The organism is Arthrobacter sp. YAF34, assembly GCF_052113245.1.
In the GTDB taxonomy this organism is placed as follows: domain Bacteria; phylum Actinomycetota; class Actinomycetes; order Actinomycetales; family Micrococcaceae; genus Arthrobacter.
Genome location: NZ_JBFRCV010000016.1, coordinates 21681 through 44437 on the forward strand (window position 1 = coordinate 21681; position 22757 = coordinate 44437).

Below are 22757 nucleotides of genomic sequence, written 5' to 3' on the forward strand. Positions count from 1 at the left end.
CGCCTTCACGTTGACGCTGGCACCGATGATGCGGAGCCGCTGGAGGACTCGCGGGCCCTCAACTCGTTTCCTCGCGAATGTGCCAGGGTGATCCGTATCCCGCCGGCTCAGGGGCGGCCATCAAATCCAAGAATGGCTTGGCGGGGAAAGCCTCTGGGCCCAAGACGCCTGCCCCGGTCCAGATCCCCGCGGCGAGTAGCTCGAGAGCAATGATCGGGTTGATGGCCGTTTGCCACACAACACATTGGCTGCCGTAGTTCTCCATGGTCCACGCGTTGTCAACCACATGGTAGAGGTATGAGCTTCGCCGGCTGCCCTGCTTGTCTTTGCCTCGCACGAGGACCCCGGCACACGTTTTGCCCGTAATTTTGGGGCCGAGCGTGGCAGGATCCGGCAGGCACGCGGCGACGACGTCCCGGGGACTGACCAACGTTCCTTTGACGTCCACCGGTTTGGTGGAGTCGAGGCCAAGTTTGTGAAGAACCCGGAGGACGTCGATAAATTCGTTGCCAAGCCCATATTTGAAATTCACGGTTTTTGCATCAATCCAGCGCGGCATGAGAAGGACTTCTTCGTGCTCCACATTGACGCATTCGACAGGCCCGATGCCCTCGGGAAAATCAAAGACCTCGGGGTCGCTAAATGGCTCCGTGGTCCTCCATCCGTCGTCGGAGGAGTAGACGACCGGCGGATTAAGGCACTCTTCAATCGTGGTCCAAATCGAGAATGAAGGGGCGAAGTCATATCCTTCGACCTCCAGGTTAGCCCCGTCCCGAACGGCCAATTCTTCGATCTCGGAGAAAAGGAACTCCTTGGCATAAGCGGCAAAAACATCCGACAGGCCGGGCTCGACGCCCATTCCGACCAGGGCCAGGCGGCCGGCGGCTTCCCATTCCCCGGCCCGTTCAAATTGCAGGTCACCCAGTTTCACGCCGGGGAGCTGATACGGCAGCTCAGGATGCGGCGCCGAGAGCGACATGGCCATATCGAGATACGTTGCACCGGCCTCCGCCGCGCCTTCAAAGATAGGCATCACGAAACGGGGATCAACGGCATTGAAGACGTGCGTGATGCCGTGCCGGCGTATCGCATCCGTAACGGCCGCCTGGCTCGATGCGTCCAGGGACACCGCCTTGAAGCGTTGCCTCAAGTCAGGAGGAACGGACTGAACCACAGCTTCCGCACGCGCCAGATCGTAGTCCGCGACGACAAATGTTTCGAAAAAGCTCCGCCGCGCCGCGATCCCGGCCGCTGCGCCGCCCACGCCACCGGCGCCTATGCATAGGATCCTCATTTGTCAGAACTCCGCGGCAGCGTCCAACCGCGGAAGAAGTCCGGCTTTCGGATCCACCAGATCCCCATGAGCACGGCGCCGAGCAGCAGGCCGCCGATGCCCACGACAGCCTCGGCCCCGATACCGAAGATCGTCACGTTGTTGCCGTCTGCGTCTTGCAACCAATCAGGCTGGGCAAAGTTGGACAGACCGTAAACGAAAACGGCCGCCAGCATGACGCTGCCCGCCAGCGGGAACAGTCCGCGCATCACGAAGTTCCGGAATGACGATGTGAGTGTCTTGCGGTAGAACCAGACGCAGGCGAGGCCGGTCAGGCCGTAGTAGAACGCGATCATTAGCCCGATTGACCCGATCAGGGCGAGAAGCAGGGACGGGCTGATGAACGTGAAAACGAGGAAGAAGAACGCGGAGATGAGGCCCATGCCGATGGTGGACCAGGTCGGCGTGAGGTATTTGGCGTGGATTCGCGCGAACTTTTGCGGGATCGCCTTGTGGACGGCCATCGAGAGCGACGTGCGGGCTGTCGGCAGGATGGTCGTCTGCGTCGAGGCCGACGCCGACGTCAGGATGGAGAATCCGAGAAGCGTCATGAGGATGGACCCAACCGGGCCTTCGCCGAACAATGTGGGTCCGATGGCCGAGAAGACGTCGGCGGAGTTGGCCGGGTTTGCCAGTCCGATTCCCGAGTCGCCGACTCCGGCGAAGGCCACGGCGGCCACGGTGACGATCGCATAGGTGGCCAGCAGGAGGACCGTGCTGATGATGGCGGCGCGCCCCGGGGTCTTCTCCGGGTTCTGCGTCTCCTCATTCACCGAGACTGCACTGTCCCAGCCCCAGTAAATGAAAATCGCGGTCAGCATTGCCGGGGCAATCGTCTGGCCAAAGTCGAGCGTGAAGGGATTGAACCAGTCCCACTGCGGGATCAGGGAGTACGGCTCCGCGGTTCCCGAATACACCTTGACCAGCGCGAAGACCGCAAAGAAAATCAGGATGATGATTTCAAAGGAGAGCAGCACGTATTGCACGATGGCCGTGATCTCGATGCCCCGATAGCAGATCCAGGTCATCAACGCGATCCAGATCAGACCGGCAATCGTTGTCGCAATGACGTTGCTCGCCAGCTCCGCGACTGCGGGCAGTCCGAATCCTCCGACAAAAGTGAATGAATACGCGCCAGCTATCTGAGCCAGGTTGGACATCACAATGATGTCGGCGATGATGATCCCCCAGCCGCCCATCCATCCCGTGACCGGCCCAAATGCCCGACTCGCCCAGGTGAAAGTTGTGCCGCAGTCAGGTTCCGCCTTGTTCAGTTCCTGGTAGGCGACCGCGATGAGGTACATCGGGATGAAAGCGAGAAGAACGATTCCGGGCGCCTTAACGCCCGCGAAGAGAGTGCCGCCGACGACGATGAATCCCAAACTTGCCGCCAGGCTGTAAGCGGGGGCGGTTGAAGCGACACCCACCACCACACTCGATAGGAGACCGAGAGCGCCCCCCTTTAACCCCTTGCTGCCGACCTCTTTAGTCCCTGAGTGAACGGTATTTGCCACATTGTCTCCCTACCGAGGAACCGGCAGCGCCGGTAAAGCCGGAGTTAAGCCTTTACCCAAAGAAGAACGGGACACCCCGCGGGTAACAATGCACATGATCCAGCCTGCAAGGATTCCCCGCAAGAGGAGGACAGATCCGATTTAGGAAAATGCGCACCGGAAATCCCGCCCGCGGTTTCCGCGAGCAAGTGTGTCCGTGAAAAGTGCCGTTATTGTTTCTCTTCTTTAGCGGCCTGGGTGAAGAGGTCACCCTGCGCGGCCCCCGAACCGGACTTGCCGCCGCCCGCGCCGCGCAAGAGAAAGGCGATACCGACGGCGACCACCGCGCCGGCCAGCGGCCCGGCGACGTAGACCCAGTAGTCGTTGAAATTGCCGCTGGCGAGATCGGGCCCAAACGTTCGTGCTGGATTCATCGACGTACCCGAGATGGGGCTACCCCACAGCCCGGCCAACGCAATGTACCCGCATACCGCAAACGCCCCGAGCAACCCGACATTCTGGGCCCCGGAAGCGGTTCCCAGGATGACGCTCACCAACCCCAGCGTCAGCAGTGCCTCCATCCAGAACGCTGCGCCAGCCGAATAGGCCGCCGCCGGATAGTTGGAGCCGTAGGTGGCGGAGACGCCGACCACGGCCTGCAGCAGCAGGCAGGCCAGGGTGGCGCCGATGAGCTGAACGACGATGTAACCCGGCACGCGGCGCCACGGGAAGTCGCCGCGGAGCGCAAACGCGATACTGACCGCAGGATTCAGGTGCGCTCCCGAGATCTTGCCCATGAACAGGATGACTCCCATCACCATCAGGCCCGGGGCCACCACGGCCGCCGTGCGGCTGATGACACCGGGGAACGCCTGGCTCATCATGCCGCCCCCGGCCGCGACGATGACGAGCAGGAAAGTGCCGTACAACTCCGAGAACAGGCGCCGCCATTCCTGGCGGGGATCGTTGAAGTCCTCGATGCGCAACAGGATGTTCTGTTCGACATCTCCCAGTTCGCTGGCGAGGTTTTGGTTGCGCTCCCGGACCTCGCGCGCGCCCCTGCGTTCGCTTCCCTGTTTGCCTTGATTTTCCGCCATGGCGTGTCGCCTCCGCCGGTTCTGGAGTCGCGCCTCGCCCGTCTCTTTGTCCGCGGGCGGGCCGGCACCTGAGACCCTTAATGTACCGCCGCCCGGTCCGGTTGTCAGCGCTGCGCAAATTGCCACCCGGCAGCCGCCCTTCCGTCCGGGGAAAGGCACAGCCGCCCCCGCCCGGGCTCGGAGGGACCCCGGCTGCAGATTCGTGCGGACATCCACGCAACAAAGTCCTACGATTCAGCCATGACGCAAGAAACCTGGCAAAAGTATTCCGAATGGCCCCTCGTCGGCGCGGCTTTCCTGTTTCTGGCGGCCTACTCCATCTTGGTCATCGCTGAACCGCCGGATCCCTATGCCGCCGCGCTGACGTTTCTTGTGGGGGCAACATGGCTTGCCTTCGGCGTCGACTACATCGTGAAGCTGCTTCTGGCGCCCCAGCGGGGCCGATGGTTCGTCCGGCACCCCATGGACCTGCTCATGGTGGTCCTCCCGGTCGCGCGACCCTTGCGGCTCCTGCGTCCGTTCACCTTGCGCCGGGTCATGGAACGGGCCCCCGGCACCGCCATCAGAGCCCGCGTCATGGCCTACGTCCTTGTGTCCGCCATCCTGTTGATCTACACAGTCGCGCTGAGCGTCCTCAATTTCGAAAAGGGCGCTCCTCACGCGAACATCACCACGATGGGCGACTCGTTGTGGTGGGCGGTGGTCACCATCACAACGATCGGTTATGGCGACTTTTACCCCGTAACCGTCCCGGGCCGGTGGGCTGCGTCCGCGCTGATGGTCGGCGGGTTTGCAGTCCTGAGCATGGTCACGGCGGCGGTGTCTTCCTGGCTCGTTGAAAGTGTGACCGCCGCGACGAATGAACGTAAGAAAGCGGATGAACTCACCGGCGCTGACGAGCTAGCCCGGCTCACCGCCCAGATCAACAGGCTCCATGACCAGCTGGCGCAAAGGCCGGGCGGAATCGACAATAGCCCGGCGGAGGACAACCCGCGCAAGGAACCGGACTCGCAGCAAGGCGGGTCCTGACCTTCTCCGCCGGGCCATGGCCGCGTCCGGGCTGAACAGGTACAACTGAGTCATGGTGACCTTCCCCCTGGTGCTCGGCCCCATGATGCGGTACGTGGATGAGACCTCGGCGAGTGTCTGGCTGGAGACCCGCTCTGCCGCCCGGATCTCCATCCATGCCGGCGGCAGGGACTGGGCAGCCAGGACCTTCGCAGTCCACGGTCACCACTACGCGCTGGTGGAGTTGGACGGACTGGAGCCCGGAACGGTCACGCCCTACGTCGTCGAGGTCGACGGAACGCCGGTCTGGCCCGATCCCTCGTCCGGGTTCCCGCCGTCAATGATCGCGACGCTGAAGACCGGAAAGCCGCTGCGCATGGCCTACGGCACGTGCCGGACCAGTGTGCCGCACGATGCGACCGGCAACCGGACCCACGGCGTCGATTCGCTGCGCGCCTATGCTTTGCGGATGGCCGCGGGCGGTGGGCCGCCGTGGCCGGATCTGGTGGCATTCCTCGGAGACCAGGTTTACGCCGACTTGACCAGCGAGCAGATGCAGGAGTTCATCAGCGCGCGGCGCGACATCAAAGCGCCGCCCGGCGAGGAGCTCAAGGATTACGAGGAATACGCCCACCTGTATTACCTGGCCTGGTCAGACCCCGCGAACCGGTGGCTGCTGTCCACCCTGCCCAGCGCCATGATCTTCGATGACCACGACATCCGCGACGACTGGAATACCTCCCTGAGCTGGAAGAAGAAAATGGAGGCCACCTCCTGGTGGCATGGTCGGATTGTCGCGGGCCTGGCCTCGTATTGGGTGTACCAGCATCTGGGGAACCTCTCACCGCAGGAACGGGCCGAGGACGATCTCTGGCAGCAGATCGCCCGGCACACGGGCGGGGACGAAATCGACGTCGGCCCGGAACTGGACAGGTTCGCTGACCGGGCCGATCAGGACCCCGGGTCGTACCGGTGGAGTTACTGCCGGGACTTCGGCGACACGCGGCTGATTGTGGTGGATTCCCGGGCTGCCCGGGACCTGGCGCCGGATGATCGTGCCCTGGTTGACGAGGCGGAAATGGCGTGGCTGGACGGCCGCATGCGGGGCGGCTTCCGCCACCTCCTGGTCGCGACATCGCTGCCTTTCCTGTTGCCGATGGGCCTGCATTACGTCGAGTCCTGGAACGAAGCCGTTTCTCAAGGTGCGTGGGGGAAACTGGCGGCCCGGGCCGGCGAAACGATGCGCCAGGCGTTGGACCTTGAACACTGGGGCGCCTTTCAGAACAGCTTCCGCGGGATGGCGGCGCTGGTGACCGATGTAGCCGATGGCAAACGTGGGAGCGCCCCGGAAACAATCACCTTTCTCTCCGGGGACGTCCACTACTCCTATGTTGCGGAAGTGGACCGCGACTCGGGCAGCCGGATCCTCCAGGCGGTCTCCTCCCCCATCCGCAACCCCCTGCCCCGGCTGATGAGGTCCTTCGCGGCCATCATGTCCTACGGGCTCGCCGCGCCGGTCGGCGCCTTGGTTGCCCGCTCGGCCAAGGTACCGGACCCGCCGTTCCGCTGGTCCAGCCTGAAGGGCCCATGGTTCGACAACAACCTGGCCTGCCTGGAGGCGGCACCGGAGGGGCTGAAGCTGTGGTGGCAGAAAGGCGTCGTGGACGGGGACCACTCCCGCCCCGGGCTGGAACGTGTCGCCTCCCTCACGGTGGCGCCGCGAAGCGCCGAGCACCCCGCCGCGGGGCATCGGCGGCATCTAGGCTTTCGTCCTGCGGCCGGCGGCCGGTCCGCAACCCAGCGCGGTGCCCGCCTTAGCGGGCGGGCACCATCTCGATGGCGACCGTTTCGATGATTCTCGTGGACGGCTCACCCACGAGCGCGGGCGCGGTCACACCCGTTTTCCACGTGTCGTTCTGCAGCCGGCCCAGGAAGTCCACGGCCGCCGCCTCCGTATCGAAGTCCATCTCGAGCATCACGTAGTCATTCTGGTCAAGCGGGCGGGAGATCCGGTATGACCGCACGCCCGACGCGGCGCGGTCCAGCGGATCGCTGTCAAATGCCTTCCGCCACATGGCAAAATCCCGGACCTGGTGTTCGATCTGCAGGGTAATCACTGTGGCGCTCCTGTCGACGGTCTACAGGCCCAACTGTAGGCCCGGAAGGCCCCACCAAGTAAGGCACCTGACCGAAGTGATATATCCCGAAGGCGCCCTATGCCGGCAGCGATCCGGTGTTCGTCGCGCCGGCCGGGGCGTTGGCTTGGTCGGCGTGGTGCCGCTGGCGGCGGCTGGCAAACAGGAAGGGCACCGCGACCAGTTCGATCACGCCGCCGATCGCCAGTGACGCCGGGTAGCCGTACAGATCCGCTGCCCGGCCGAGGAGAGGCTGCACCACCACGCCCCCGCTTGAGCCCATGAGCGAGTCGAAGCTGAGCACGGTGGCCCGTTGCTTCGAAGCGATCATGTCGTTCAGGTACGCCTGCCGCACCGGGATGCCGGCCGAAGAGACCAGCGCCCAAAACGCCAGCAGCATCAGCGCGACCCCGAACTCCTGGGTGAACCCGAGTATGGCCAGGATCGCTGCGTCCATGATGCTGCTGAGGATCAACACCGTCGTGCGTTTGCGGACGAGGCGCCGGACCCTGGGCGCCACCCAGCCGCCAAACACCTGAGCCCCGGCAACGATGGCCGCCGCCAGGCCCGCGACGGAATACGCGTGAGGGTCCCCGAACAGCTCAAGCAGATACGGTTGCAGGGCGTAGAACACGTAGATCCCGACGCCGGCGCTGAACGGCGCGGCCAGCATCACGTAACGCACGGGTGGATTCTTCAAGCCGTTCTCGATCGAGGCGGACAGGACGGCCCGGGTTGCCCGGACTGGGTGGGTCGAGCGTTCCGGGGTGAATCCGACGTCGTGCATGAGCCCAAAGGCCACGACGAACATGGCCAACAGCACGCCCACGCGCAGCAGAAACGGCACGCCCAGATTGGTGGCTTGCGCGATCACGCCGCCGGCCACCGAGCCAACGAGCATCGCGAAGCCGGCCACCATTTGCCCCCGGCCCAGCACCATCTCCATCCCGCCTTCATACCCTGAGAAGCGCAGGGCATCGACGAGCCAGGCCTCGACTGCTCCGGAGAAGAAGGTGAAGCCCAGGCCGAGCAGGACCGACACCACCGCCCACAACCAGAACGGGGCGGAAAACTGCCAGAGCAGGTAATAGAGGTAGGTCGATCCGGCCAGGGTCACCGTGCCCAGCAGGAACGAAACGCGGCGCCCCCACGCGTCGGCAACTACCCCGGTGGGCACCTCGAACAGCACCATGCCTGCCGTGAAGAAGGCGTTCGCGGCAAAGGCTTCCAGGTTGGTCAGCCCGGCATCCAAAAGGAAGAGGGTGTTGATCCCCCAGATGAACGAGGCCGCAACGGTATTGCCCAGCGTCAACGTCAGGTAGATGCGCTGAATCTTTCGGGCGGCGGCGTTCATCACGTCGCCGTCCCCGCCAGAGCGAGGAGGTGGCACGAACCCATTCTCGTCGCCCGTACCGGCGCGCGCCAGATCGTGCTGACGCGTCTCGACAGACTAGCGCGGCCCGCGGTGGCGACCTGCCCGGCCTGGTCGGGTCCGGTCGCGTGCGGTCGAGCTAAGTCTGTATCCGCGTCCAAGGGTCCCCGGGCGAGGCGCGGTGCCACGTTTGCCGCGGGCCATCCGATTCGCGCGTGACGTCCGTGAGCCAGAGCGTGCTGTCGGGGTCCCACCCGGCGATGACCGTTCCCGTCTCGGTGTCGACCTGGAGTGCACGCGTTGCGCCGCCGAGGTAAGCCAGGACTGTGAGGTGTACGGCGTCCCACTCGCCCGCCACTTGTTCCCAGTCCGGGATCACCCATCGGCCCTGGCGTCCGGTCGCCCGGAACCAGTCGTGCCGTCGCGACGCGGTGATGTCAAGGGGGAACCTTCGGCACAGCGATATCCAGTCAGCTGCCGTGCCGATCTCGAGAGTCCGGCCCGCTCCGTGCAACGGAACCGTGGCCGCATCCGCCCACCCCAGGGAATCTTCCACGAGGCTCAGCCCGGCCGGGACCTGCCCGACGGTGTGGACCAGCCCGTGCGGGATCGACCACCAGGCTCCGGAGACGTTGGCGTGAGGATCGAGCGGGAGTTCCCGCGCAGCCCGTTCTTCCCGGGCGCGTTCCTTGCGCGACCACTCCGTCGGCGTCTGGCGCGGGGCCTTCGGCAGCGGCGCCGCGCCGTTTGACGAACTCCAGTCGATGGCCCACTGCTCAGCCCCGCGAGGCTGGCACCACCATTGGATGGCCGGTGCTGCCATGAGCTGCCGAGCCAGAGGGGACAGAGCGGCAGTGATGATCGGGAGCCCCGCGAGGAGGTCCTCTCCATCGGGTTCCTGCCAATACCTTGCAGTATCGACGGACCGCGCAAGCGCCACCTGCATCAATTCCGGGTCCGGGTTGGCCAACCTCAGGGACGCGAGCCTGGCCGCCAGCTGCTCTGGGGGCGGAGTGTGGCCGGGCATCTCAGGGTCACCGGCGGCGACGGCGCTCAGTAGGACCCTCGATGTCCCCCTGCCAGCATCAAGGCCGTACCCCAGCCGGAACACCATCGCTTTGATGTCCGGATCCAGCTCCATCGCCAGCTCAAGGCACAGACGACGCCCTCGAGGTCCCTGCAGCAGGATGTCCACTTGCGGCGTCATGAGACCATCCTCGCATCATCGAACGGGGACAGACCGGCCTCGCCGGGCGTGAAAGACGAGCAGAACGGCCAGCCCCGCCAAGGTGATGGCACCGAATCCGATGATGGTGGCCGAGACGCCGAAGGCCTCCGCGCCCAGTCCCAGCAAGGCCGAACCGAACGGCGTGGTGCCGGCGAGCAGCAGCACGAACAGGCTCATGACCCGGCCGCGAAGCCGGTCCGGCGCGAGTATTTGGAGGCGGGTGTTGACCGTCGTCGTGAAGACTGTGCCGCTGAGGCCTGCCAGCGTCATGAGACCCAGACTCACCGGGTAGTTCCGGGAGATGCCGAGGAGAACCAATGTCAGTGCAAGGACACCGCCCGAGGCGATCATTCGGCGTTCGCTGCTGCCTCCGACGACTACCAGAGCGATGCCGGCCACCAGTGAACCTGCCCCGAATGCGGACATCAGTGCGCCGAAACCGACTGACTGGACGTTCAGCGCATCCCGGGCGAGCAGCGGCGCTGCGACCGGCCAGTTGTAGCCGAAGGTCCCCACCACGGCCAGTGCCCCGAGGACAAAGAGGACGGCAGGGGTGTGAAGGACATAGCGGAGGCCCTCCCGTAGGGCACCGTGTCGGGCAGGTTTGCCCTGGGAGAGGCGAAGCTCGCCGGTACGGAGGGCCAGCAAGGCGCCCAATGCCGCCGCAAAGCTCGCGGCGTTCATGAAGAAAACGGCCGCGGCCGAAAGCTGTGCCACCGCCAATCCACCCAAGGCGAAGCCGATCATCCGGCTGGAGTTGAACTGCACACTGTTCATGGCCACGGCATCAGGCGCCAGCGCTGGCCCCACCATCTCGGGGACAAACGCCTGTTGTGCAGGATTGTTGAACGCGTTGGACACACCCAGGGCAAACGCCAGGGCGGCAAGCTGCCAGACCTGCGGTGATCCGGCCAGGGCCAGAAAGCCGAGCACCAGCGCCTGCATCGCAGCCAGCGACTGGGCTGCGATCATTATTGTCCGCTTCGGGACGCGATCGGCCAGGACCCCTGCCGGCAGCACGAACATCAAGAGCGGCAGGAACTGCAGAGTGGTCACCATGCCCAGGACGGCTGCCGACTCGCTGATGTCCAGCACGAGCCAGGCCATCGCCACCATCTGCATCCACGTGCCGGTGCCCGAGATCAGCTGGCCCGCCCAGAAAAGCGCAAAATTCCGCACCCGCAGCGCGCGCAACAGGTCGCCCGCACCCCGCGGCTGCGGAGTCCCGGGCGCCATCCCGGCCGCGGTAGGGCCGCTATTGTCAGGGGGCATCACGACACCGCCTTTCCGCGCAGCTTGGCCGGCAGCGCACCCTGCAGCCGAGGCAGATTACTTTCCCGAAGATCCGATAGGGCCAAGTTTATGGAGGATTCCCGCAAAAATATCCCGACGGAACTCGTCTCAAATCCTTGAGCCGCAGGCCTCCCAGCCTTCTATCACCTACATGCCGTACGCTCGGCGTGCACTTACCGGACGGTTAGTTATCAGTCGCGTTGGCTGGCGGAATCTCGACGCCGCAGCGCGGATCTCTGCCTGACTCCGACCGCCCCCTGCCCACATCCGATTCCTCCCATTTCCGACTCCTGATTGGAACCCCATGTCTGTGCCAATCCTGTCCGCGAACGACCTGACCAAAACCTACGGGCGCGGGCCCGACCGTTTCGATGCCCTCAAGGGCGTCACCCTGGAGATCGAACGCGGCGATTCCGTGGCGATCGTGGGCAAGAGTGGTTCGGGCAAGTCGACCCTGATGCACCTGCTCGCGCTGCTGGACTCCCCCGGCGGCGGCCAGATCCAGGTAGACGGGACCGATGCGAAGACCCTGAACGGGCGCCGGCTCAATGCGCTGCGGAATTCGATGTTCGGCTTCGTCTTCCAGCAATTTTTCCTCAACCCGGCCTCCAGCGTGCTGGAGAACGTCGTGCTGCCGCTGAAGATCGCCGGGGTGGGCGCCCGGGAACGGCGGACCCGGGGAATGGCCGTCCTGGAACAGCTCGAGCTGGCCGACAAGGCCCGCAACAAGGCCAGTAATCTCTCCGGCGGCCAGAAGCAGCGGGTCGTGATCGCCCGGGCCCTGGTCAACAACCCGCAGGTCCTGTTCGCGGACGAGCCGACCGGGAACCTGGACACCGCCACCGGGCGCATCGTCGAGGACATCCTGTTCGACCTCAACACCAACCACGGCATCACCCTGATCACGGTCACGCACGACCACGATCTGGCCGCCCGCTTCAACCGCCGCCTGTATATCCGCGACGGCCTGCTGATCACCACCGACGAGGAGCACGCGGCATGAAACCGCTCGAAATCCTGAAGACCGCCATGACGAACAGCTTCCGCAGCAAGCTGCGCACGTTCCTGACCATCCTGGCGATCTTCGTCGGCGCGTTCACCCTGACCATCACCAACGGCCTCGGCACCGGCATCTCGAACTACATCGACAGCCAGATCGCCGCCGTCGGTTCAAGCAACTCCTTCACGGTGGGCAAGGCCGATACCAGTGGCAGTCCCGTCTCCGGACCAAGGAAATACGACGCCGGCACCAGGGTCCTTGCGGCCGGCGGCCGGCCCGGCTCAACCCAGCTGGCCCTGAGCCAGTCCGACCTGAACACGATCCGCGCCGTCCCTGGCATCACCGGCGTCACGCCGGTTACCCGGCTCAACCCGGACTACATCCAGTGGAAAGACCATGACAAGTACCAGCTGTCCGTCAGCCCGCTCGCCGGGGCACAGCCCCAACTCGCGGCAGGCACCGCCTTGGACGATGCCGGAACCCAGCCGCAGCTAATCCTCCCCGCCAGCTACGTGGCACCGCTGGGCTTCGCCGACAATAACCAGGCCGCCGGTCAGAACGCCTCGATCGGCATCACCGACGCGACCGGAACCACACACACGATCACCGCCCGCATCATCGGCGTCGAACAGAGCGCCCTGCTAGGCGGCGGTGGCGCCTTCATCAACAAGGCGCTCTCAACCGCCCTCGCCGATGCCCAGGGCACCGGCGCGCCCGCCGCGTCAAAGACGGCCTGGGCCAACGCGACGGCTACCTTCGCCCCGTCCTCCGCCGCGCAGGTCAACGACATGAAGGCCGGGCTCGCTGCTGCCGGCTACACGGCCCAGACCCTCGATGACCGGATCGGCACCGTCAGGACCGTCATCAACGGCATCATCGGCGTCCTGGACGCCTTCGCCGTCATCGCCCTGGTCGCCGCGGGCTTCGGGATCGTGAACACCCTGCTGATGTCCGTCCAGGAACGCACCCGGGAAATAGGCCTCATGAAAGCCATGGGCATGGGTAGCGGATCCGTCTTCGCGCTCTTCAGCGCCGAAGCCGCGTTCATCGGATTCCTCGGAAGCGCCATCGGCTCCGCCGTTGCCATCGCACTCGGCACGGCCGTCAGCGGCGCCCTCGCCCGAGGACCCCTTAGCGATCTGGCCGGCCTCCACATCCTTGCCTTCGCCCCGGGGTCGGTGGCAGGAGTTATCCTCCTGGTCATGGCCATCGCCTTCATCGCCGGAACCCTCCCGGCCTGGCGGGCAGCGCGGCAAAACCCCATCGACTCGCTCCGCTACGAATAAACCACGCCGCTGAGGGCTGTCCCGGGCCCGGAACCGCAAAACAACGCGCCCAGGTCCCGGGATGCGGAAGTGAAGGAAGGCTGCGCTGAAGCAAATAGACTCAGGCAATGCCCAATACTGATAGCCCTCAAGCCCGCGCCGAGCACCGGTGGCCTGCGGTGCTCGCGCTACTGATCGCGCTGGGTCTGTATGCCACGTTGCCCAGCGCGTTCATTCCGGGACTGCGGTACACGGTGGTCGCCGTCGGCCTCGTAATGCTGATTCCGCTCCTGATCCTGAATCCCCGGCGGCTCCACAAGGAAACCCGGTGGTCAAAGAACCTGGCCACCGGGCAGGCGCTGCTGCTCGTCGCGGCGAACGGATTTGCCCTGGTCCAGCTGATCATTCTGCTCACCACTTCCGGCAACAGCAACGGGCCCACCATCTTGCTGGCCGCCCTGCAGATCTGGGTCACGAACATCATCGCGTTCGCCCTGGTGTTTTGGGAGCTGGACCGCGGCGGACCCGTCTCCCGCCGGCACGCCGACCGCAAGGACATGCCCGTGGCAGACTTCCGGTTCCCCCAGGACGAAGACCACGATGCGATTGAGGAAGTAGCGGCAAGATCCTCCAGGCGGACGGGATGGGTGGCCTCGTTCATCGACTACTTGTACTTCTCATTGTCCAATTCCATGGCGTTCAGCCCCACGGACACTATGCCGCTCTCGGGCCGGGCGAAAGTCATGATGGGGCTGGAAGCCGCCGGCGGATTCGTCCTTCTGGCCCTCGTCATCGCACGCGCCGTTTCCCTGCTCAGCTAAGCGCGCCGGACGCACCAGACCGCGGGCCAAGGTACCGAGGATGCCCCCACTCGCGGCGCCGAGCTGGTCCCAGCCGATGCCAGCCTTCGCGAGGGCCAAGGGTGACTGGGATAGGCGTCTGGCGTCCGCGGCGGCTTCATTGGACTGCACTTGGTTCCGCCCTGCTCTTCGCGGCACTCAACGCGGGTGCCGGGATCTACGTCCTTTCAGCGATGCGCGCTGGTCCGCGGGGGGAGAACCGCCGCTGAGTGCTCCGTCGTTGTCCGGGACGCCTGTCGTGGGGCAGTTTCTGGGCCGCCTGGACTCGGCCCTGAACGGAGTGGTCAGTGGGGTGAACGAGTTCCTGGCATTCAAGCAATTCCCTCGACACCGCACACCCTGCGGAGGACGAGGCCACGGTTGTGCGCCCCAGACTGACCCCCAGAGGATGACTCAGATGGCTTTGGCGGGAGTCCAAAAACCCGTCACAGTCACAGGAGCCGCCAGAGTCTGACCCGGATCACCTTTTGGGACGGCGTGAGCGGGACCACCGCCCCTCACATGCCCGCAGTCATGGAGAGCCCAGGCAGCAGCTCCGGGTGCGACGGGACGAAGAAACCGAAGACGATCAGCGCCACCCCGGTGATCCGGCTCAGGGCGGGTCCGTATTTCCACGTCTTCTCCAAGAAGATGACCACCGTGAGCGCCGCCATCCATGCCAGGTTCATTACGCCAACAGCGATCAGCACCACCATGAGGCCCCAGCAGCAGCCCACGCAGTACACGCCGTGGTACATGCCGACGCGGACATCCCGCAGGCGGCCCTTGTATCCGGATACGTGCAGCAGGAAGGCCATGGGCGACCGGCAGTGCCTGAGGCAGAAATCCTTCAGCGGGGTCAGCTGGTACGCGCCCGCCGCCACCAGCACGGCAGCTCCCACCCAGGGCGCGATATCCGGCGCGTCCTCAGCCAGGAGTCCAGCGAGCGTCGCAGCCGCGTAGGCAACGACGCCGAATCCGGTCCACGTCAGGAGGTAACCGCCGACCAGGGCGGTTGTCCGGATCGCCCTGATGCGGCGGCTGGGTACGGCACGGATGGTCCTGAGGTACGTCGACGTGAGCGGCGCCAGGGCCGGCAGCATCATGGCGGCCATCATCAGCGCCCACACCGCCAGGAAACCCCAGAGCCCCAGCCCCATGGTTCCCGGGCCTGTGGACATGTCGGCGAGGCCTGAGAACGTGAGGTACCAGGCCAGGGCGGCACACCCGGCCAGAGCCAACTCTGCGGCGTGGTGGCTGACTGTCAGGCGGCTGGTGCCCGGCACTTACGCGGACCAGGCGAAGGGGGCCGAGAAGGAGTTCTTCCCGGCGTTATCCCAGGTCATCCCGAACACGTCGACGCGGGCGGTGCTGGATGTGCCGGCTGCCAGAGTGTCCGCCGGGAATCCGACCCCGCTGATTTTCACTCCGCGTCCTGTGGCATCAAATGGATTCATGAAGTCCTCGACCACCATGTCGACTGCACTGCCAATACGGACCTGGTGGCTGCGCCCGTCGTCGGCGTAGGCCATCTGCAGGGACTCCATGCCCGCCATTTCACCGATCAAGGGTGCGAGGCCCTCCATCGGTCCGCCGAGCTGGCCGCCAAAGACTGCACCGAGCGCTTCGGCCTGCTCAGCGGAGGCGGCGGCATCCATCAGAACGCCGACCTTCCAGCCCCCGTCGCTCATCATCGCCGGAGTATCGGCTACGACGCACACAGTCAGGCCGCCGACGTCGACACCGTTCACTTCGCCGGTTTCGACGTGGAAAGCCAAGGCCACGTTGCAGCGTTCGTTGTCCGCCGGTGCCGTCTGTCCTGTCGCCGTACACGGGCAGACCATGTCGCAATTGCAATTCTCAAAATATGTGCCTTCGACATGCCACGGCATTTGGGGCTCCTTTCGAAGAGGCTCCCCCCGGAAATTAACTCTCCTCGCGGCCCTGAGCAGTGTCAACGGTCCGATGGTGACTCCGGCAAAGGGGCCTTGCGCCCAGCCGTGCTATCGGCTCCAAAGATGCACCACCGCTATTAACCGGTCGGCGTCACGACGTCCTCCAGCATTGACCTGTCGAAGAAACGGACCTCGCCCGTTTCTTCGAAGAACACGGGAACTACCGACGTACTGGGGTCCTTCGAGGTTTCGTAAATCTCGGCAGCGCTGCCGTGCTTTCGCGCAATGGTGCCAATCAGGTCGGTGCCGCGAACCCGGACCGTTCGAAACTTATAGCTCATGGGGATCCTTTCGTGTGCCAGGGCAAACCCTACTCCTGAAAGGTCCCGCCGGGAGCTGATCCGGAGTTTCGCATAGTCTCCGCCGCGTTTCGCATCACCCGACGACCACAGGCACGTTGCGCTCTACGGCGGGGCCGCTTCGGCGGGCAGCGGCGTGACTCAGCGTGGACCGGATGAGCGGTCCGGAGGGCCGTCCCCACCTTGGCGTCACTGTTGCCGCTGTCCACGTCCCCGTGGCTGGCTCCGGTTTCGGGGCGGCCGGAGGCCGTCCTGTGCCGGCGGTCAGACGCGCCATCAGCCAGTCCATGTTGTTGTAGACACCGTACTTCCAGGCCGGCCAGGCGTGGCCGCCTGGAGCTTCCTGCAGCCGAACGTCCATACCCGCCTTCTTCATCGCTTCGTAGACTTGAATACCCTGCGGTCGGTAAAAGCTGTCCGTGGCGCCAACGGTGACCACTCCGGCAGAGTTTGTGTAGCGGCGGGTCTTGAGCACATCCAGAGCGTTCTGCTTGGCAAAGTCCGCCTCGTTGCCGCCAAAATACTCCTTGATCAGTTCGCTCCGGCCTTGATTGATCGTGGGCTCGTTTTCGCCCGAACTGTCGATGAAAGTGGGGTAGACAGCGGGGTAATTCGTGGCCAGCTGCATGGCGCAGGTCCCCCCGTAGGAGAAGCCGCCGATGGCCCATTGCCCGGGTGAGGACGTTCCGGCACCGAAGGTCTTCTTTATCCAGTTCGGCACATCCTGCGTTAGGTAAGTCGCGGCCTTGCCTTGCCGGGAATTGAGGCAGACCGGCGGGTACTTCGCGTTGATCGCCCCGGCGTCGGGCATGACGACCACTGGTGCCAGGCCCTTGTGCTCTTGGGCGTAACTGTTCATGAACTGCGCAATCTGGGCGCCCCTGAGCCAGTCGAACGATCCGCCGGGCACCCCGTGGATCAGAACAAGGACCGGCAGATTTGCCCTCGGGGTTCCCAGATAGGCAGGGGGCAGGTAGACGTAACCGGGCGCCTCGGGCAGATGCGAGGTCGTGGCCGGGATGGACGTCCGGATCACGACGCCGTCTTGCGGCATGTCGGCAGGCGGGTTCCATGTCGCCTCGAGTGTGGGGGCCAGTGCCGTCCTGATGGCCGGATGATGTTGAAGCTGGAATTGCGCGAGGGACTGGATTGCCACCCCTGAATCCTCAAAGAGGGAACCCAGGGTGGGGTAATACTGGAAGTCCTGGTTCACCAGGGACGCAGAAGCGAGAACGACGGCGGCGGCCACGACCGGGGTGAAGATCCTGACCCGAAGCCGCCGCTGGACCAGCATTTTGGGGATGACCAGAATCATGGCCAACATGCCTACAGCGATGAAGCCATAGACAGCAACGGGGAGCGGTGCGCCCCAGAGATTCCAAAGCCGTTCCGAGACGAACCACAGCCCAACTGTGACCGCGAACGTCAAAGCAACCGCGAGGGGAACTGCCCGCAGCACGTGTCGGCGGGGTCCCGCTAACAGCCAAATCAGTGCCGCCAGGGCCAAGAGGTCGAGAACGACGGGCGCGGCACCGCTGGTCAGCGGCAGGCTGTTGACACTAATCACGTCCCCATAATAGGAATCCGATCTGGGAACTTGCCGGACGACAAGCAGTCATTCGCGGAGATTAGCCAGGATGACTTTTTCCATAGCGTCCTGCAGGTAGTGCTGCCCATCCGCGCTGGGGTGGTCGCCGTCCGGTCCGATAAGTTGCTCAGCGTGTCCCATAATCCATTGCTCCTGAATGGGATCGACGAACACAGCGCCTGCCTCGGTTGCCGCGTCCCGGTCCTCGTCACGTACCTGAAGGCGTGCCGGCTCGGGGGTGTTGGTGTACGACGGCGGTCCGACCACGACGATTGTGGCGCCGGGGGCTTTGGCGCTAATCTCAGCGAGAGTTTTGGCGACGGCCTGTTTCAGCTGAGATCCGTCGGCGCCCATGTCGTTTTCGGATCCGAAGACGAGCACCATCTGCGTCGTCTTTTGAACGCTTCCGTCGACTTGGGACAGGAATGTGGATCCTCCGTCACCCTGGCTCACGTAGCCGCTGCCGTTGACTGCTGCGTCGACAATGGCGAGGGGGTGCTTCCCTCCGCTGGTGTCGTTCCGAACCAGGTTGGGCCATGCCATATCCGGGCTCGTTCCTAAGCCTGTGCTGAGCGAGTCACCGATAACCACTACCCGCGCTGCGGGCGGGGGTGCGGTGCTGGTCGCCGACGGCGTCGACGTCGATGTCGACGTCGGTTGCCTGGAGTCGGACGCTTGGCCCAGCAGTTGGGACGCGACGGGGACGGCGCCCGCGGCCGCAACTGACAGGGCGCCGATTCCCGTGAGCATAAGAAGACTGCGGGCGTTTCGTCGTAAGCGTGGTTTCAAGAGGCTGACCCTGCGGACGTGAGGTTGTCGGTATCGTGATGTCCACCATAACAGGACCCCGCCGACGCCCGGCCGCCCGTGTTCGGTAGCCGGCTCCATTCCGGTACCCAGTGAACTCTAAGCTCCCGCAGGTATCCTCGGTGAGTTTATCGGGCATGTTTGGAGGATTCGGTTGCGTCGTTGGTTATACGGGCTAAGCCTCTTGGAGGGCTGGCTTCCCGTTACTCTCCTGGCCTTGGGAGCCGCTTCGATCATTTTCTTGCTGTGGCGCCGGCGCCGCCACTGGTGGATCTTCGTCGCCGCGGCGCTGGCGGCTTCGATGGCGGTCTCCTTGCTCCTAGCGTGGCTGCTGGTGCACGTTTTTTATGTGTGGCCGGAGGATCTTCCCATCGAAGTGGTCGGCTGGGCGGCCCTTGTCCTGTTCGGCGTTGCCGTTACGATCGCCAATTTTTCCTTGCGCGGCCGTTGGCGCCGGGTTCTCTCCCCCATCGCGGGCCTGCTCGTCATCGCCGTATGTGGTCTTCAAATCAACGCATATTTCGGTTTATTGCCCACCGTCGGGGATCTGCTCGGCGTTCCGTCTTCGACGCTTCTGCCCCTGGAATCGGCCCTGGAAAAACACGGCGACAGGATCTCGGTGGAAAGTTCACCGGTATATGAACGCTGGCACGAGCCAGCACACCTCGCGGCAAACGGCGCCCTCAGGTTCGCGCCGATCCCCGGGACCGTTTCAGGCTGGCACGGCCGTGACGCCCTGATCTTCCTGCCGCCGGCCTACCTCTTGAAGAACCGGCCCAAGCTGCCCGTCCTCGTGCTGGTGGGAAGCCAGCCCGGATGGCCCGGCGTGTGGACCGTCAGCGGTGACTTGGTGAACGCGATGAGCCAGTTCGCGGCGCAGCATCACGGGCTGGCGCCCGTCGTCGTCATTCCAGACCCCAATGGAACGGAGGACGGCAACACGATGTGCATGGACACTACTTTTGCCAAAACAGACACCTACATGAGCGTCGACGTGCCGGAGTGGATCCGACACAATCTGGATGTCGATTCGAATCCGAAGCATTGGGCCATAGGCGGGTTCTCCTTCGGTGGTACATGTGCCGTCCAGATGGCCACCCGCCACCCACAGGTCTACCCGAACTTCATGAGCTTCTCCGGGGAGCGCGAACCCGCGCTTGCCATTTCCCGCCAGCAGACCGCCGATCAGGCTTTCGCTGGAAATCTGTCCGCCTTCACGGCCGAAGTTCCGCTGACGCTGTTGGGGCAGCGCCGGTACCCCCAGATCCATGGCTTTTTCGCCGCGGGGGCCGACGACCCGGAATTTAGCGCCAACGCCACCGTCCTGGCCGCGGCAGCCACCAAAGCGGGGATGCATGTCCAAACGGACATCGTCCCCGGCGCCGGCCATTCGTGGGCAGTTGTCTTGGGTTCCATGCAGCCCGCAATGGATTTCCTGGCCGGCCCGCTCGGGTTGGCACCGTGAGCGGACTCTCCAGCCCCCGGCGGTGGCTGAGGGCTGTGGGGCGGTTGGCGCGCAAAATCCCGCTTGCGTTGTCCCTCACCACACTCTTGTGGGCCGCGGCCATCGGGACGGGGTCCATGCTTTCCGGTCCCCCGCCGGCTCTCGAGCACGAAGTGGCGGTCAGCCTGCAGTCGCTGGCTCAGGGCAGATGGTGGACATTGTTGTCCTCGGGGTTCTTCTCCGGAAACCTTGCCTCCCATCTGCTTGCCAGCGCGGTGCTCTTAGGTTTCGTAGGGCTCGCCGAAGCGACCATGGGCACGTGGCGGACGGCCGTGGCATTCCTGGCAGGATATTTTGGCGCGTTAGTCCTGTACTTCTCAGTGGTTCCCGTCGGGGTGGCGCTGGGAAGCGAATGGCTGGCCGGAATGCTGCACGCTCCTCTCGCCGGACCGTACGCTGCTTCGTTGGCAGCCGTCATTGCGGCCAGCCCGTTTATCAGCATCCTGTGGCGCCGCCGGCTGCGCTCTCTCATCCTCGCAGTGACTCTCATGCTGCTGCTGTACGTCGGGCACCCGCAGAACCTGTTGGCTTTCCTTGGCGTTCTCTGTGGCTTTGGGCTGGCCGCAGTGATGCGCCCGCGCCCTGCGGAAGCGCATTTCATGCGCTCGACCAGCCGTGAGACCCGGGCGCTGTTGTCGATGATCGTGGCCGTCTTCGCCGCGGGTCCCGTCATGGCCGGCTTGGCACAGGCACCGTCGGGTCCGTTGGCTATCCTGCGGAATCTGATCGTCAATCCGGTTCCTACCATCAATCAGCTGCAGGCCAATTGTCCTGCGGCCGTGGACCTGAGCTGCGCCCAGGTCATTCACAGCCCCGGCTTGGACGGTCCCGGAGGTGTAGCCCTGTCGCTGGTGCCGCTCCTTTTGCTGCTCGTTTGCGCCGAAGGGCTTCGCCGCGGGAACAGGCTCGCCCTGTGGGCGGCCATTTCCGCTCACCTGGTGATCGGTGTCCTCTCGGCGGTGTACCTGCAGCTTTTTTCACTCTTCGGTCTCTACACCCGAAGCGGCGGGCGGGTGCTGCCCGTCGGCCCGGGGGTGGTCGAGGTACTGCCGGTGGTGCTGGTGCCCTTCGTGATTGCGGGCCTGCTGTATGCCAACCGACGGCATTTCATCGTCGACACGGACCCGGTGCTGCGCAGACGCACGTTCGTCCTGCTTCCCTCCGTCTTTCTGGTGTTCGCAGGCGGCTACGTGGCGGCGTGGTTTGCGGAGGATAACTATTACCGACGGGCGGGCCTGCTGGCGCTGCTGACGACCCTGCCGCGGATGTTCCTGCCATACCCCTTCTCTTTCCGGTACTCCGTGTCGGTCTATCCGCATGGCTTCTTTTCGCCCTTGTTGTTCAGCTATGGAGGCGCCGCATTCTGGCTCGTGTGCCTGGTCAGCGCCTTCCTGCTCTTCCTGAGCCGCCGGATAAAGAGCCACCGTCCCGAGAGCGAACTGGCAAGGGCCGGAGAACTCGTACGCCAGGGCGGGAACTCGCTGTCATGGATGGCCCTGTGGCCGAACAACCGCTACTGGTTCAACACCTCCGGAACGGTGGGGATCGCCTACCAGATGCATTACAACGTTGCCCTCACCGTGGGCGGTCCCTTCGGAAATCCGGAGGACTTCGAGGCGGCTTCACAGGAGTTCATCGGATTCTGCACCGCCCAGTCGCTGACTCCGTGTTGGTATTCGGTCACCGACGACAACTGGGACAACCTGAGAAACCTGGGATTTCGACGCGTCTCAGTGGCAGAAGAGACCCTGCTGCCGATCCGGGGAATAGAGTTCAAGGGCAAGGAATGGCAAAACGTCAGAACGGCCCTCAACAAGGCTCAAAAGCTTGGAATCACGGCGCGATGGGACACCTACAGCACCCTCAGCGTCGGCCTTCGCACTCAAATTAACGAAATCTCCGAGGACTGGGTCTCCGAAAAGGCGCTGCCCGAAATGGGATTCACGCTGGGCAGCGTCGAGGAACTTAAGGACGACAACGTACTCCTCTGCCTGGCCGTCGACGCAGAGGGAACAGTGCACGGAGTCACCAGCTGGCTCCCCGTCTTCCGGGACAAGCAAGTGGTCAGCTGGACCCTCGATTTCATGCGCCGCAACAGCCAGGGCTTCAACGGGGTCATGGAATTTCTCATAGCCTCCGCCGTGCTTCGTTTCAAAGAATCGGTGGATACGATTTCGCTCTCCGGATCGCCCCTGACCCGCTCAGCGGGAGGGAACGTACCCGGGCCCGCAGAAAATCCACTGACGGCGTCGGACGGAACCCTGATCGAAGGCTTCCTGAAACTGCTGGGAAATGCGCTCGAACCCGTTTACGGATTCCAGTCCCTCGCGGCCTTCAAGAGACGGTTCCAGCCCCAGCACCGGGCGCTCTACATGATGTATCAGGACCCCTTGCGGCTGCCATCGATCGGCAGGGCGGTCACCGAGGCTTACATGCCAAACCTGTCCGTGCGTCAGACCGCCCGGCTCCTGCGCGGCATCATGAGCTGACGTCCACACGCGCCGCTGAAGTCCTGCGCCTCTGCCACGTGGGCGTTACCCG

At 64.4% G+C, this 22757-nt stretch carries 19 protein-coding genes; 7 read left to right on the forward strand and 12 right to left on the reverse strand.

All coding sequences use genetic code 11. The features are described 5' to 3' along the window. Positions 1-58: 58 nt before the first annotated feature. From AB4Y72_RS17650 to AB4Y72_RS17660, 3 genes are all read right to left on the reverse strand, one after another. Entirely contained in the window at positions 59-1294 is a 1236-nt protein-coding gene (locus AB4Y72_RS17650) for a saccharopine dehydrogenase family protein (protein WP_441427440.1), read from the reverse strand. After that, on the reverse strand, positions 1291-2760 hold the full coding sequence (locus tag AB4Y72_RS17655) for an APC family permease (RefSeq protein WP_441427441.1): 1470 nt from the start codon (positions 2758-2760) through the stop codon (positions 1291-1293). Before AB4Y72_RS17655 ends, AB4Y72_RS17650 begins: the two co-directional genes overlap by 4 nt. A 296-nt stretch (positions 2761-3056) precedes the next feature. Next, the gene (locus AB4Y72_RS17660; RefSeq protein ID WP_441427442.1) at positions 3057-3923 is read right to left on the reverse strand and encodes an MIP/aquaporin family protein; all 867 of its coding nucleotides are present in this window, start codon (positions 3921-3923) and stop codon (positions 3057-3059) included. A 240-nt stretch (positions 3924-4163) separates the two neighbouring features. Between AB4Y72_RS17660 and AB4Y72_RS17665 the strand changes: the two genes are divergently transcribed. Beyond that, positions 4164-4952 (forward strand): potassium channel family protein, encoded by a 789-nt coding sequence (locus AB4Y72_RS17665; protein WP_441427443.1) that lies wholly within the window; start codon positions 4164-4166, stop codon positions 4950-4952. Positions 4953-5004: 52 nt separating this feature from the next. Then, positions 5005-6786, forward strand: a complete 1782-nt coding sequence (locus AB4Y72_RS17670; RefSeq protein WP_441427444.1) for an alkaline phosphatase D family protein — start codon at positions 5005-5007, stop codon at positions 6784-6786. On the opposite strand, the gene AB4Y72_RS17675 is transcribed toward AB4Y72_RS17670, so the two are convergent. The 4 genes from AB4Y72_RS17675 to AB4Y72_RS17690 form a co-directional block, all read right to left on the reverse strand. Continuing rightward, positions 6746-7048, reverse strand: coding sequence for a hypothetical protein (locus tag AB4Y72_RS17675; RefSeq protein ID WP_441427445.1), 303 nt, complete (start codon positions 7046-7048; stop codon positions 6746-6748). The two genes, AB4Y72_RS17670 and AB4Y72_RS17675, sit on opposite strands and share 41 nt — an antisense overlap. 97 nt (positions 7049-7145) lie before the next feature. Beyond that, entirely contained in the window at positions 7146-8420 is a 1275-nt protein-coding gene (locus AB4Y72_RS17680) for an MFS transporter (RefSeq protein ID WP_441427475.1), read from the reverse strand. Between the two features lie 157 nt (positions 8421-8577). Beyond that, positions 8578-9645 (reverse strand): hypothetical protein, encoded by a 1068-nt coding sequence (locus tag AB4Y72_RS17685; protein WP_441427446.1) that lies wholly within the window; start codon positions 9643-9645, stop codon positions 8578-8580. A 15-nt stretch (positions 9646-9660) separates the two neighbouring features. Then, the gene (locus AB4Y72_RS17690; RefSeq protein ID WP_441427447.1) at positions 9661-10938 is read right to left on the reverse strand and encodes an MFS transporter; all 1278 of its coding nucleotides are present in this window, start codon (positions 10936-10938) and stop codon (positions 9661-9663) included. 325 nt (positions 10939-11263) lie between these two features. Between AB4Y72_RS17690 and AB4Y72_RS17695 the strand changes: the two genes are divergently transcribed. From AB4Y72_RS17695 to AB4Y72_RS17705, 3 genes are all read left to right on the forward strand, one after another. Further along, complete coding sequence (locus AB4Y72_RS17695; protein ID WP_441427448.1) at positions 11264-11962, forward strand: ABC transporter ATP-binding protein; 699 nt, start codon at positions 11264-11266, stop codon at positions 11960-11962. Further along, complete coding sequence (locus AB4Y72_RS17700) at positions 11959-13245, forward strand: ABC transporter permease (protein ID WP_441427449.1); 1287 nt, start codon at positions 11959-11961, stop codon at positions 13243-13245. Before AB4Y72_RS17695 ends, AB4Y72_RS17700 begins: the two co-directional genes overlap by 4 nt. 107 nt (positions 13246-13352) lie before the next feature. Next, positions 13353-14045 (forward strand): hypothetical protein, encoded by a 693-nt coding sequence (locus AB4Y72_RS17705; protein ID WP_441427450.1) that lies wholly within the window; start codon positions 13353-13355, stop codon positions 14043-14045. Between the two features lie 536 nt (positions 14046-14581). On the opposite strand, the gene AB4Y72_RS17710 is transcribed toward AB4Y72_RS17705, so the two are convergent. The 5 genes from AB4Y72_RS17710 to AB4Y72_RS17730 all read right to left on the reverse strand — a co-directional run bounded on the left by AB4Y72_RS17710 (position 14582) and on the right by AB4Y72_RS17730 (position 18655). After that, entirely contained in the window at positions 14582-15349 is a 768-nt protein-coding gene (locus AB4Y72_RS17710) for a DUF2182 domain-containing protein (protein WP_441427451.1), read from the reverse strand. Next, positions 15350-15955, reverse strand: coding sequence for a DUF1326 domain-containing protein (locus AB4Y72_RS17715; protein ID WP_441427452.1), 606 nt, complete (start codon positions 15953-15955; stop codon positions 15350-15352). A gap of 140 nt (positions 15956-16095) precedes the next feature. Continuing rightward, positions 16096-16299: a hypothetical protein gene (locus AB4Y72_RS17720; protein WP_441427453.1), complete on the reverse strand. Its 204-nt coding sequence runs from the start codon at positions 16297-16299 to the stop codon at positions 16096-16098. A 94-nt stretch (positions 16300-16393) separates the two neighbouring features. Then, positions 16394-17884, reverse strand: coding sequence for an alpha/beta hydrolase (locus AB4Y72_RS17725; RefSeq protein WP_441427454.1), 1491 nt, complete (start codon positions 17882-17884; stop codon positions 16394-16396). Between the two features lie 48 nt (positions 17885-17932). Next, a complete protein-coding gene (locus AB4Y72_RS17730; RefSeq protein ID WP_441427455.1) occupies positions 17933-18655 on the reverse strand; it encodes an SGNH/GDSL hydrolase family protein in 723 nt (240 codons plus the stop codon). Positions 18656-18929: 274 nt separating this feature from the next. Here AB4Y72_RS17730 and AB4Y72_RS17735 point away from each other — a divergent pair, with 274 nt between their 5' ends. Further along, positions 18930-20177 (forward strand): alpha/beta hydrolase, encoded by a 1248-nt coding sequence (locus tag AB4Y72_RS17735; RefSeq protein WP_441427456.1) that lies wholly within the window; start codon positions 18930-18932, stop codon positions 20175-20177. Between the two features lie 68 nt (positions 20178-20245). After that, complete coding sequence (locus AB4Y72_RS17740) at positions 20246-22705, forward strand: phosphatidylglycerol lysyltransferase domain-containing protein (protein WP_441427457.1); 2460 nt, start codon at positions 20246-20248, stop codon at positions 22703-22705. Positions 22706-22757 lie beyond the last annotated feature (52 nt).